Below are 12358 nucleotides of genomic sequence, written 5' to 3' on the forward strand. Positions count from 1 at the left end.
AGACGTTAGCGGATCAGCACTTAATCGCGCGCTAACGCGGGCGGGTGCGGGTGATGATGCGGGCGATCCCGGCGACGGCGGCGTTCAGAAGCAGGCCCAGCACCGCCAGACAGACCAGCCCCGCCAGCATCTCCGCCGTCCGCAGCCGGTTGCCCGCCTCCAGCAGACGCCAGGCCAGGCCCTGTGTGGCGCCGGAGCCGGAGACGAACTCGGCCACCACGGCGCCGATGACCGCCTGCCCGGCCGCAACCCGCAGCCCCTCCAGCGCGAAAGGCAGGGCGGACGGCAGGCGCAGACGCCACAGCCGTTGGAGGGGATGGGCGGCGTACAGATCAAACAACCGCTCAAGGTCCGGGTCGGCCGAACGCAGGCCGGTCAGGACGCCCGAGAAGATGGGGAAGAAGGCGACGGCGGCGGCCAGGGCCACCACGGCGCGCTCGGCATGGTCGATGCCGAACCAGATCAGCACCAGCGGGGCGATGGCGACGATGGGCGTGACCTGCAGCACGACCGCCAGAGGCCGCACGGCCCGCTCAGCCGCCCGATGCAGGGAGACAGCCAGCGCCAGTCCGGTCCCGATGATGCCTGCGACCAGCAGCGCCGTCAGGGCCATGCGGAAGGTGACCAGAGCCGAAGTGGCCAGTCGCGGTCCGGCCTGCACCAGCGCCACGGCGACATCGCTGGGCGGCGGCAGGAAATAGACCGGCAGGTGCAGCAGGCGGCAGGCCGCCTCCCAGACCAGCAGCAGGATCAGGGTCAGGGCGACGGGCGGGGCTATGTCCAGCAGGCGCTTCATGACGCCCCCTGAGCGGATGTCGCCATGCTGGCCGCCAGCGCATCGGCGACGGCTTCGACCGTCTGGCGATAGGCCGGATCGGCGCGCCAGTGGTCAGGGCGCGGGGCGGCGCCGGGTGTGGTCAGATCGGCGACGGGGCGGCCCGAGGCGGCGTCCAGCACCACGACGCGCTGGGCCAGATAGACGGCCTCCTCGACATCATGGGTGACAAAGACGATGGCCGGGCGCGGGGCGGCGACGGCCCAGAGGGCGTGCAGATCCTCGATCAGGCGGCGGCGCGTGACGCTGTCCAGGGCGGCGAACGGCTCGTCCAGCAACAGCAGGTCCGGGCGGGTGACCAGGGCGCGGGCCAGCGACACCCGCATGGCCATGCCGCCTGACAGTTGCGCGGGGCGGGCGGTCAGGCGCTGGCCCAGACCGACGGCGGTCAGGGCCTCGGTTGCGCGGGCGCGGGCCTCGGCTTTCGGCGCGCCCGACAGCTCCAGCGGCAGGGCCACATTGGACAGCGCGTCGGCCCAGGGCATCAGGGTCGGGCTTTGGAAGACAAAGCCGGTGCGGCCGGGGGCGGCGGCGCGGATCACCCGGCCGGACGACGCCTGCTCCAGCCCCGCCAGCAGGCGCAGGGTGGTCGACTTGCCAGCGCCCGACGCGCCGACCAGAGCGACGATCTCGCCCGGCGCGACTGTCAGGTCCAGCGGCCCCAGCGGCGCGCGCGACGGCCAGTCGACGACGACCTGATCCAGGGCCGCAATCGGCCCGGTGTCAGCCACGGCCCGGCAGATAGTTGTTCGTGAAGGCGTCGCGCCAGTTCAGATTGGCGTCATAGACCCCCGCCTGGCTGGTCACGTCGAAGAAGGCCTTCCAGCGCTCTTCGGTCATGGAGCCCAGGCCGTACAGGGCCGCGTCCCCACCATCGACGATGTCGTTGTCGCGCAGCTTGGCGCGGGCCTGATCCAGGATGTCCTGGGTCATGTCGGGGTTGTCCTTGCGGATCAGGGCGTCGGCGGCGGAGGCGTCGCCCCGGATATAGTCGCGCCAGCCCTCGGCTGAGGCGGCGATGAAGCTGCGCAGGGTGGCGCCATTGTCGCGCGCGAAGGCCGTCGGGGCCAGGACCATGGTGGCGTAGGACGGATAGCCCTCATCCGCCAGCAGGAAGACCTTGGGCTCGAACCCGGCCTGCTGTTCGATGGTGTAGGGTTCAGAGGTCAGATACCCCTGCTGCACCGCCCGCTTGTCGGACAGGAAGGGGGCCAGGTTGAAGGTGTATTTGCGCACCTCGTCGTCGGTGAAGCCGTATTTGGCCTTCAGCCAGACCCAGAAGGCGTTGACCGAGGCGTCGGCCAGCAGGATGGGGCGGCCCTTCAGGTCGGCAATGGATTTCAACGCCGGATCCGGGTGGGCGATCAGGACCTGGGGGTCTTTCTGGAAGAAGGCGGCGACGGCCTTCACCGGGGCGCCCGCCGCGACCAGATTCATCGGGATGAAGCTGTTGGAGCCCATGCCCAGTTCGACCGCGCCCGCCGCCAGCAGTTGCGGCACGTTCACGCCCGGTCCGCCCTGCACGATCTGGACGTTCAGGCCGCGCTTCTCATAGGCGCCCGAGGCCAGGGCCTGATAGAATCCGCCATGCTCGGCCTGGGCGCGCCAGTCGGTGGCGAAACGCAGGCGCACGCGCCCCTGCTCATCCACCGCGGCCGGCGACCGGTCACAGGCCCGAAGGCCCAGCGCCGTGACGCCAAGCGCAGCCGCGCCGCCTGCAAGCAGGGCGCGGCGACGGTTCAGAAGGGGGCGATTCCCGCGCACATTCATAGGCCATGCTTTACGGGGGGATGAGGGCGTTGGAAAGGCGGCGCTTTAGTCGGTTGAGGCTTCGACCTGTGTTGTTTGGTCTGTTTCACGCGCGCCGGAATGGTAACGGACCGGCACGATGCAGCCTACGCCGGGCGTTGTTCCGGGCTCGACACGGGCCGAGCGCACGGTGGCCATGCCGCCTTGGCCAAAAGCCCACGCGGGCTGGGCGTCCAGCAAGGTGACATTGCCCAACTGGCCCCAGGTGGCGACATCGAACTGCACCAGGGCCCAGCCTTCGATCTGCCTGTCCCCGAAGGCCTTGGGATAGGTTTCAGGGTTGGGGCGGATCTGCAGGCGCGCCCTGACGTCGGCAGGGCAGGACGCCAGCGGTTCGTCGGGCCCGTCCGGCATGGCCGGGGCGGGCAGGGCCGGTCCCGTGCGGTAGAAATTATAGACGCAGCCTTTCCGCGGCGGACCCGCCGCGACGACCGTGGCGGCCACGGCGCGGCGCGTCTCAGCATCAAAGGCGCGGTCGCCGGATGACCCGAGGGTCTGGACGTTCGTCGCCCGGCCCTGGGCGTTGATGTTCCAGCGAACGACCGTCCAGGCCTTGCCGCCCGGCGGCGGGCGCTGACCGATGAAGTTGTCGGGATAGGAGACGGTGCGCGGACGCCGCCCGCCGCGACGATCGCCGCCGCAGTTCGCCTCTGGGCCCGCCAGACGATTGGCCACGGCGTCGCGGATCGGGCCGGTGGTGCGGGTGACCGCGAAATAGCGCAGCAGGTCGCCGCTGGACGCCTCGGCGATGCGCACGGGACTGTAGCTGACGGTCAGCAGGCAGTCGCGACGCGCGCCGCCCGCAAAACGCCATGCCGCCAGCGCAGCCTGAACGTCTGCGCCAGCGGTGGCGGCGCGTCCCTGGGCGGGCTGCACGGGCTTGATGTCCAGGGTGCGGCCATCCTCGGCGATGGAGAAGCCGATCACTGTGTCCGGCGTTTCGCCTGCGCTTGCGGATTGCGCCGTCTGGACCGCGAGGTCGTCGCTGTAGGTCGCACGGACGGGTTCGCCATCGCAGGTCGCCTGAGCCGTCGGCCGCAGCAGGCTCATGGTCTCGACGCCGGCGGCATCGCCATCGGCGCGGTGCGGCGAGACGGCGACAGGCGGCGGATAGGGGATCGGCGGCAGAGACTGAGGCGCGGCCGCCGCCGTCAGCGGCCATGCCGTCAGGCCGACGCCCAGCAGGATCAGGGGTGCACGCATGGTCGTCTCCGTCTGCACGGGCAGGGTGTGCGGGCGGCGCGGACCTGTCTAGCGCCTTTTCATGACGGGGGCTGGAATTGAGCGAGGGGACGAAGCGTGCGGGCGAACCCGTGCTCTTCGTCCCCTCGCCAAGTCCGGGTTGGACTTGGCCTTACGGGTTGGACCTCGGCGTCAGCGCCGTCGCAGGCGAACCTGAAAGGGCGGTCGGCTGTATCCTGTCGCGCTCCTGGTCTTCGGCGTTCCGCAGACTTGCGTCCGCGCCGTCCGTCGATCCCGATCCGGTTCCCCTGTTTTCTACGATCCGAAGACCGGTCGAAGACTGGAGCCTTGATCCCGCCTGCCGCACGTTACGATCCGAAGATCGCCCGATCGCGCCGGGTCGGAGAGCCGGGCCGGTTCGCTTGATTTCCCGGGTCTCCCCTGGATTTCCGCGCCGCCGTGTCCCTCGGCCCGTTGACGTTCCGATGAAACCGGGTATGAGGCAAGCGCCCCAACTCGCCCCCCTGTGCGCCATTGGCGCGGCGGCTGTGGTTAACCCTGTGAACATCGGTGGACGGATCAAATTCTCTTTTGCGGATCAGCGATTTGCGTTGTCCACAGAAACGGGTGCCGTTCAGGCGGTCCAGGTCTCAGCGAAAACGCGGGCGAAGTTGGCGCCGAGAATCTTGTCCGTGACGCGCGCGGAATAGCCGCGCTTCAGCAGTTCCTCGGCGATGACGGCGCAGCGGTCGGGGCGGTTCAGGCCGGTGACGAAGGGTGGGGGGCCTTCGCCGGGGGCGGCGACGCCTGCGGCCTTGCGCGCCTCCAGGCTGGCGTTCCATTCGGCCATGCTCTCGGCCGAGGTGTCGAAGGGCCACAGCAGGGCGTCGCTGCCGATGCCCACATGGTCTTCGCCCGCGATGTTCAGGGCGTGGGTCAGGTGGGCGAAATAGACGTCCAGCGACGGCTGGGCGGGTGCCTGGGTCAGGTAGCTGAGCTCATAGATCCCGATGACGCCGCCCCGGTCGGCCAAGGCGCGGATCAGGCGGTCGGACTTGTTGCGGGGGTGGGCGTGAACGGCGTCACAGCCTGCGTGGGTGATCAGGATCGGCTTGTTCGACGCCGCGATGGCAGCCAGGCTGGAGGCCTCGTCGCTGTGACTGATGTCGATCGTGACGCCCAGCGCATTCATCCGCTGCACCGCCTGATGGCCCAGCGGCGTCAGGCCCGTGGACGGCGACGACATGGTCCCTGAGGCGAACGGGGTGGTGCGGTTGTAGCTGAGGCCCATGACCAGCACGCCCGATGCGCGGAACTGGTCGATGGCGGACAGGTCGCCCTCCAGCATTTCAGCGGCTTCGAACGAATAGATGATGCCCAGTTTGCCGCTGGCCTTGGCGCGGGCGAAGTCGGTGACGCTGGTGATCTTGGTATAGAGGTCGGGGTTCAGGGCGACGCATTTGTCGATGGCGGCGATGGATTCCGCCGTCTCTGCGCGGCTCTCGTTGCCGGACCCACCGATGGTCAGTTTGGCGGCGGTCAGGCCCGAGGCCTTGATGATGTCGCGCGTCTCCTGATCCAGCGGTTTGTCTGGGTCGATGGGCAGGATCAGATTGCTGTTGATGACCACTGCGTCGCGATAGAGGCGGGCGGCGGAGGCTGTGGTCGAAGCGCGCGGAACGCCAGCACAGGCCGCCAGGGATGAGGCGGCGACGGCGCCCAGGAAGATGCGGCGGCTGGTCATCATGGCTGTGTTCTCCGCTGGGGTGCGAAATATGTAGGGGCCTACTTATCTGTCGGCTGGTCCGTTTCGCCTAGTGAAATTCTGGACATGATCCGGTCGAAGACAGAGCGGCGGTCAAGGGCCTCATCCAGTTGGTCGAGCAGGCGGACCACGTCGCCTGCTTCGTCGTTCAATTCCTGGGCGGCGGCGATGAAGGCCTCCCAGAGCGGGGCCATCTGGGCCGCCAGAGCCCGCCCCTTATCCGTCAGGGACAGAAGGCGGCGTCGCGCATCTTCGGGCGCGGCGGATGAGGCGATCAGGCCCGCCTTCTCCATCGACCGGCTGGTCTCGCTGACCGAGACATGGGTGATGCGCAGGATGGCGGCGATCTCGCCCACGGCCATGGGGCGGTCCTGCTCGATCAACTGGCGCAGAACGCCGTACCAGCGCTGTTCGAACCGGACGTTCAGGGCGGCATAGACGCGGGTGCTGTCGCGGTCGATCCGCTCCGACGCGCGCCGCAGCCGTGCGCCCAGGGCTGCACCGCCGAAACTGCGGCTATAGTCGTGAGGATCGGACATGAAGGAAACCGCAGTGGGTTGGGCAGGCGCCCTTGTCGCCTATTCGTCGGTTGCAACCAAATCGTGAGGCGAGCGGGCATCCAGCCAGCGACGGATCGCGACGCGGGCACCGCGCGCGGCGGGCCCGCCGAAGTGCAGGAAACCGTGCGGGGTTTCGGGGGCGCGGATCAGATCGACGTCGGCAGCTTCGCCCCAGCGGGTCGCCATCAACAGGCTGTCCTCGAACAGCGGGTCGTATTCCCCGGCCAGGAAAAGGGCGGGGGGCAGGCCGGTCAGGTCAGCATAGAGGGGCGAGACATCGGCCTTGCGCAGGCCCACCTCGTCGCGGTCAGGGGCAAGGCGAGCCAAGTCGGCGCGCATGGTCGGGCCGTTGAACAGCAGGGTCTCTGGCCCTGCCGACCGCACGCTTTCGGTGCCGGACAGGTCGAACGCGCCGTAGGCAAAGACGCAGCCTTTAACCAGGTCGATCAGCCCCTGGTCGCGCAGGGCGACGCTGGTCAGGGCCGCCAGATGCCCGCCCGCCGACTCGCCCGTGATGAACAGGGTGGAGGCACCCAGTCGGTCCACATTGGTCACGGTCCAGTAGGCAGCGGCCAGACAGTCGGCAATGGCGGCGTCGATATAGACGTGGCGGCGTTCGGACAGCAGGCGATAGTCAACCGACACGACGCAATAACCATTGTGCGCCAGATAGCCGTTCAGCCGGTCGTTCAGGCTGGCGCTGCCGATGACCCAGCCGCCGCCGTGGATGTCCAGCACCACGGCGCGGGGCGTGCCTGCCGGGTGCAGGATGCGCAGGTGGACCGGGTGGTCGCCGTCGGTGTGGACGACCTCGACCGTGACGCCGCGCTTCTTCAGGCGTGGGGTGGTGACGGCCCCGGCGGCGGCGTCCAGCCAGACCGACAGCTGCTGCCCCGCCTCGACCCGCCACGGATCAGTCCGAAGACGGGGCGTGCGGTTCAGGACGGCGTTGATGCGGCGCACCGCCGCCAGCTGCGGCGGCGGGAAGTCGACGGTGTGGGTGCGCAGCGTCATGTCAGCCCCATTGAGGATCAGCCGGCTAAAGCGGCCTTCTTTTCTTCCAGTTCCAGCCACTCCATTTCGGCGCTTTCCAGATCGGCGCGGGCCTTGTCGGCGGCCTTCATGGCGGCGTCGAAGGCCTTGGGATCACGGCTGTAGAGACCGGGGTCGGCCAGGGTCGCGTCATGTTTGGCGATGACGCCCGGCAGGCTGTCTATCAGGCTCTCCAGCTCCTTCAGGCGATGGGCGTCCTTGAAGGTCAGCTTGCCGGCCTTCTTGACCGCAGCCGGGGCGGGGTTGTCGGCGGCGCGCTGGGCGGCGGCCTTGTCCTGGGGGCGGGGGTTGGAGCCGGGCTGCAGGAAGCCGGGGTTCTGGCGGATGAAGTCGGTCCAGCCGCCGGGCGTCTCGACGATGTCGCCACGCCCGTTCAGCGCCAGGGTCGAGGTGGACAGGCGGTCGATGAAATCGCGGTCGTGGCTGACCAGGATCAGAGTGCCGTCATAGCCCTCCAACAGCTCCTCCAGCTTGTCCAGCGTGTCCATGTCCAGGTCGTTGGTCGGTTCGTCGAGGATCAGCAGGTTCGCCGGTTTCGCCAGCGCACGGGCCAGCAGCAGGCGGTTGCGCTCGCCCCCCGACAGGGTCGAGATCGGCTGGCGCAGCTGGGCTTCCGAGAACAGGAAGTCCTTGGCGTAGGCGGCGACGTGTTTGGAGAAGCCGCGCACGATGATGCTGTCGCCGCCGCCCGGCGTCAGGGCGTCCCACAAGGTCATGTCGGACTTCAGCCCCTCGCGCGACTGGTCCAGATAGACGGGCTCAAGATTGGCGCCCATGCGGACCGTGCCTTCGTCCGGCGCCAGTTCGCCCAGCAGGGTCTTGACCAGGGTGGTCTTGCCCGCGCCGTTGGGGCCGACGATGCCCAGACGGTCGCCGCGGATGATGCGGGTGGTCAGGTCCTTGAACAGGGTGCGGCCGTTGTAGCCCTTGGACACGCCCTTGATCTCGGCGACCAGCTTGCCCGAGGTGGCGCCGGAATCGACGCCCAGATACAGTTCGCGCGGGGCGTCCTTCATCTTCTCGGCGCGTTCGGCGCGCAGGGCCATCAGGGAGCGGGCGCGGCCTTCGTTGCGGCTGCGGCGGGCGGTGATGGAGGAGTAGAAGGTGGCGGTCTCGCGCTCGATGGTCTTGGTCAGGCGGCGCAGGGATTCGGCTTCTTCCTCCAGCACCTTGGTGGACCATTCGTCGAACTCGACGAAGCCCTTGCTGAGGGTGCGGACGCGGCGGCCTTCCAGCCAGTGGACGGTGTTGGTGACGCGGTTCAGGAAGGCGCGGTCGTGGCTGACGACCAGTAGGGCGAACCGGGCCGACAGCAGCTCGTTCTCCAGCAGTTCGATGGCCAGGATGTCGAGGTGGTTGGTCGGTTCGTCCAGCAGCAGCAGGTCGGGCTCTTCGGCGAAGGCCTTGGCCAGGGCCGCGCGACGGGTCTCGCCGCCCGACAGGCCTTGCGTCGATTTCGCCGGATCAAGCCCGAAGGTCGCCAGCCAGGATTCCGCCGTCCAGCTCTCGGCCTCGCCCGAGGAGGCATAGTCGAGCAGGGTCTCGCCGGTGATGACGGGCTCCTGGGGGACATAGGCGAAACGGGTCGCGGACTGGACCGAACGGTCGCCGCTGTCCGGCTCGATCAGGCCCATGACCACCTTCATCAGGGTGGACTTGCCCGCGCCGTTGCGGCCCACCAGGGCGGCGCGGCTGCGCGGTTCGACCGCAAGATCGACGCCGTCGAACAGGGGGCGCTGGCCGTCCTGAAGACGGACGTCCTTGAGGGCGACGAGGGGAGGTCTGGCTGCCATTTGACTTTCGATCCTCCGCCGCGCGCGGGGAGGGGGCCGCGCGCAGGGCGGGGCGGAAGGGAAGGAATGACTGCGATCTAAGGGTTGTGGGGCGCAGTTTCCACCGGAAAGGCGTCGGGCGGCGCAGCGGAACGTCGGCAAGGGTCGGGAGTTAGGCTGGAGATGCGGAATAATCGGGGCTGTTGATATGTTACCGTCCAGACGGTATGTGGCCGAAATGGACACGACGACACGCCGCCGGGCGCCCGACACGACCAGAACTGAAATCCTGGACAAGGCGCTGGAGGTGGCGGCTGAGCTGGGGGCGAGCGGCTTCACCCTGGACGCGGTGGCGGCGCGAACCACGGTCAGCAAGGGCGCGGTTCTGCATCATTTCCCGACCAAAAAGGCCCTGCTGGAAGGCATGATCGACCATCTGGGGCAGATGCACAGCGACGCCGTTCTGGCCGAGGCGCGGCGCGACCCGGAGCCGTATGGCCGCAATGCGCGGGCCTATCTGCGCTCGGTGGTGAACGAGCCGGTGACGCCCCAGGATGTCAGCATCGGCCGGGTGGTGCTGGCCGCCTGCGCCATCGACCCGTCGCTGTCGCAACGCTGGAACAGGTGGATCGAGCGGATCCGGCGCGACGACCCCGCCGATCCGGTGGGGGCGGATGACGCCCTGCTGTTGCGGCTGATTGCGGACGGGTTGTGGATGTCTGATCTGTTCGGCACCCACCCGGTGTCGCAGGAGCAGAGGCAGGCGCTGCTGATGCTGTTGACCCCCGGCCAGATGCTGACGGCGAACGACCTGTGAGCCCCGTCACATGGGCGGCCCTGTCGGGCGCCATTGCGTTGGAAGTGGTGGGGACGACCCTGCTGAACCAGAGCCAGCAGTTCACCCGGCCGTGGCCGACGGCGGGGATGGCGCTCTGCTACGGGCTGGCGTTTTACCTGTTGTCGATCGCGCTGAAACAGATGCCGGTGGGGATCGCCTATGCGATCTGGAGCGGGCTGGGCGTGGTGGCGATCTCGGTGATCGGGCTGGTGCTGTTCAAGCAGCGGCTGGACCTGGCCGCCGTCATCGGTCTGACCATGATCGTCGGCGGGGTGGTGGTGATCAACCTGTTCTCCAAGGCCGTGTCGCACTGATCCTGGGCCGCCGCTGACGAGTGAGGGGGCGACATTGGGTGGATCGGCGCGTATGAGGCGCGCCATGCAGCCCTACTGGCAGACCAAGACCCTGGCCGAAATGTCCCCGCGTGAGTGGGAGGACCTGTGCGACGGGTGCGGCCTGTGCTGCCTGATCCGGTTCGAGGACGAGGACACGGGCGAGGTCGTGCCGACGCGGGTGCACTGCAAGCTGTTCGACCCGCAGGCCTGCAGCTGTTCCGACTATGCGAACCGGAACGCCCAGGTGCCCGACTGCATCAAGCTGACGCCGAACAATATCGAGCAGTTGGGGTGGATGCCCAAGTCGTGCGCCTATCGCCGGCTGCATGAGGGGCGGCCGCTGGCGGCGTGGCATCACCTGATCTCGGGCAGCCGCGAGACGGTGCATACGGCCGGCGTGTCGATCCGCGGGCAGACGATCTCGGAACTGGCGCTGGCCCAACCGGAAGACGCGCTGGATTTCGAGGCGCCGGAGTGGTCGCTGGAGCGCGGCTGACGGGTTTTTCGGGCCAGCGCGCGCAATGACGCTGGTCTGAATCCTTAAAGATCATGGACTTGGCGGTTTCTCGAGGCGATCTGCGCGCCTGAGGACGTTGGTGCGCTATGGTTTGTGCATGGCGGGAAATGGGGAAGAGACGGGGGCCGGGGGCGCAGGCGCCGGGTGGCTGGATCACGTCCGGGAACGACTGACAGCCAAGGTCGAGGAGGCGGTTCAGGCGGTGTGCGAAACGCCGACCCCGACGACCGTCGCCGAGGCCGAGAAGCTGGCGCGGGCCGCAGGCGTGATCGCGCGGGCGGCCAAGGCGGTGGACGCGCTGAAGTCCCGCCCCGAACGCAAAACTGAAGAGGATGAGATGGGCGGTGAACACTTCGATCCCGAAGAGGACGAACGACTGCGCGCCGAACTGTGCGCCCACCACGAACGCCTCGACCGCATTCTGGAAGAGAAGCGAGCCGAGGCTGCTGAGCGGGCGCGAGCTAAGGCGGGAAATGCGCCGCTGCCAGATCGCCAAACACCAGATTGAGCCGCAGGACGACGACTGGCGCACCTGGCTGCTGCTGGGCGGGCGCGGGTCGGGCAAGACCTTCGCCGGGGCCGTCTGGATCGACGCCCTGGCGCGGCAGGAGAAACGCAACTTCGCCCTGATCGCACCGGCGCTGCATGACGTGCGCGAGGTGATGGTGGAGGGGGTGTCGGGGTTGAAAAGCCTGACGCCCGCGGGCGAGCGGCCGCGCTGGGAGGCGGGGCGGCGCAGGCTGGTGTGGCCCGAGAGCGGATCGGCGGCCTATGCGTTTTCGGCCGAAGACCCCGACAGCCTGCGCGGGCCGCAGTTCCACTATGCCTGGGCCGACGAGTTCTGCGCCTGGCGGAACCCCGAGGCGGTGCTGGCGAACCTGAGGTTCGGGCTGAGGCTGGGGCAGGAGCCGCGGCTGACGGTGACGACGACGCCCCGCCCGATCCCGGCGCTGAGAAAGCTGATGGCCGAGGACGGGACGGTGACGGACCGGGCGGGGACGCAGGCGAACGCGCAGAACCTGTCGCCCGGCTTTCTGGCCCATCTGAAGGCGCTGTACGGCGGAACGCGTCTGGAGGCGCAGGAGCTGGAGGGGCTGGTGGTCGAGGGCGAGGGCGCCCTGTTCCGCATCGAGGATCTGAAGCGGGCGCGGGGCGCGCGGCCTGCGGAGCTGGACCGGGTGGTGGTGGCGGTCGACCCGTCCGCCACGGCGAGCGGCGACGCGTGCGGCATCGTGGTGGCCGCACGGCGCGAGGAACGGGCCTTTGTTCTGGCGGACCGGACGGTGCAGGGCCTGTCGCCGGGCGGATGGGCGGGGGCCGTCACGGCGGCGGTCGATTCGTTCGGCGCCCACGAGGTGACGGCGGAGGCCAACCAGGGCGGGGAGATGGTGCGCACGGTTCTGGTGCAGGCGGGATGTCCGGCGCCGGTGAAACTGGTTCACGCCTCACGCTCCAAGGCGGCGCGGGCCGAGCCGGTGGCCCTGCTGTACGAACAGGGGCGGATGGTCCACTGCGGGGACTTCCCGGCGCTGGAGGAAGAGATGCTGGGGCTGGGATGCGAAGGCGGAAAATCGCCTGACCGCGCCGACGCCCTGGTGTGGGCGATCACGCGGCTGATGTTGCAGGCGCGCAAGGCGGGACCAAGGATGAGGGCGCTTTAGCGCTGTCCGCCGTCCAGGATTTTTGACCAGG

At 68.8% G+C, this 12358-nt stretch carries 13 protein-coding genes; 5 read left to right on the forward strand and 8 right to left on the reverse strand.

The window, feature by feature from the left end:
- Positions 1-31 precede the first annotated feature (31 nt).
- The 8 genes from JKF87_RS01740 to JKF87_RS01775 form a co-directional block, all read right to left on the reverse strand.
- Entirely contained in the window at positions 32-796 is a 765-nt protein-coding gene (locus JKF87_RS01740) for an ABC transporter permease (protein ID WP_201096731.1), read from the reverse strand.
- Positions 793-1566 carry an ABC transporter ATP-binding protein gene (locus tag JKF87_RS01745; protein ID WP_201096732.1) on the reverse strand — a complete coding sequence of 258 codons (774 nt, stop codon included), beginning with the start codon at positions 1564-1566 and terminating at the stop codon, positions 793-795. The genes JKF87_RS01740 and JKF87_RS01745 overlap by 4 nt, the downstream gene beginning before the upstream one ends.
- Positions 1559-2599: an ABC transporter substrate-binding protein gene (locus tag JKF87_RS01750; RefSeq protein ID WP_370874271.1), complete on the reverse strand. Its 1041-nt coding sequence runs from the start codon at positions 2597-2599 to the stop codon at positions 1559-1561. Before JKF87_RS01750 ends, JKF87_RS01745 begins: the two co-directional genes overlap by 8 nt.
- 51 nt (positions 2600-2650) lie before the next feature.
- Positions 2651-3847 (reverse strand): TonB family protein, encoded by a 1197-nt coding sequence (locus tag JKF87_RS01755; RefSeq protein WP_201096736.1) that lies wholly within the window; start codon positions 3845-3847, stop codon positions 2651-2653.
- Between the two features lie 613 nt (positions 3848-4460).
- A complete protein-coding gene (locus JKF87_RS01760; protein WP_201096737.1) occupies positions 4461-5573 on the reverse strand; it encodes a dipeptidase in 1113 nt (370 codons plus the stop codon).
- Positions 5574-5611: 38 nt separating this feature from the next.
- Positions 5612-6130, reverse strand: a complete 519-nt coding sequence (locus JKF87_RS01765; protein ID WP_201096739.1) for a MarR family winged helix-turn-helix transcriptional regulator — start codon at positions 6128-6130, stop codon at positions 5612-5614.
- A 39-nt stretch (positions 6131-6169) separates the two neighbouring features.
- Positions 6170-7165 (reverse strand): alpha/beta hydrolase, encoded by a 996-nt coding sequence (locus JKF87_RS01770; RefSeq protein ID WP_201096741.1) that lies wholly within the window; start codon positions 7163-7165, stop codon positions 6170-6172.
- 17 nt (positions 7166-7182) lie between these two features.
- On the reverse strand, positions 7183-8997 hold the full coding sequence (locus JKF87_RS01775) for an ABC-F family ATP-binding cassette domain-containing protein (protein ID WP_201096743.1): 1815 nt from the start codon (positions 8995-8997) through the stop codon (positions 7183-7185).
- A gap of 217 nt (positions 8998-9214) precedes the next feature.
- On the opposite strand from JKF87_RS01775, the gene JKF87_RS01780 reads away from it, so the two are divergent.
- The 5 genes from JKF87_RS01780 to JKF87_RS01800 all read left to right on the forward strand — a co-directional run bounded on the left by JKF87_RS01780 (position 9215) and on the right by JKF87_RS01800 (position 12327).
- Entirely contained in the window at positions 9215-9793 is a 579-nt protein-coding gene (locus tag JKF87_RS01780; RefSeq protein ID WP_201096745.1) for a TetR/AcrR family transcriptional regulator, read from the forward strand.
- A complete protein-coding gene (locus tag JKF87_RS01785; protein WP_201096747.1) occupies positions 9790-10128 on the forward strand; it encodes a DMT family transporter in 339 nt (112 codons plus the stop codon). Before JKF87_RS01780 ends, JKF87_RS01785 begins: the two co-directional genes overlap by 4 nt.
- A gap of 64 nt (positions 10129-10192) precedes the next feature.
- Positions 10193-10645, forward strand: a complete 453-nt coding sequence (locus JKF87_RS01790; RefSeq protein ID WP_201096749.1) for a YcgN family cysteine cluster protein — start codon at positions 10193-10195, stop codon at positions 10643-10645.
- A 118-nt stretch (positions 10646-10763) separates the two neighbouring features.
- Positions 10764-11174, forward strand: coding sequence for a hypothetical protein (locus tag JKF87_RS01795; protein WP_201096751.1), 411 nt, complete (start codon positions 10764-10766; stop codon positions 11172-11174).
- Positions 11140-12327, forward strand: coding sequence for a DNA-packaging protein (locus JKF87_RS01800; protein ID WP_201096753.1), 1188 nt, complete (start codon positions 11140-11142; stop codon positions 12325-12327). The genes JKF87_RS01795 and JKF87_RS01800 overlap by 35 nt, the downstream gene beginning before the upstream one ends.
- Positions 12328-12358: the final 31 nt, after the last annotated feature.

This window comes from Brevundimonas nasdae, from assembly GCF_016654005.1.
Classification (GTDB): Bacteria; Pseudomonadota; Alphaproteobacteria; order Caulobacterales; family Caulobacteraceae; genus Brevundimonas; species Brevundimonas nasdae.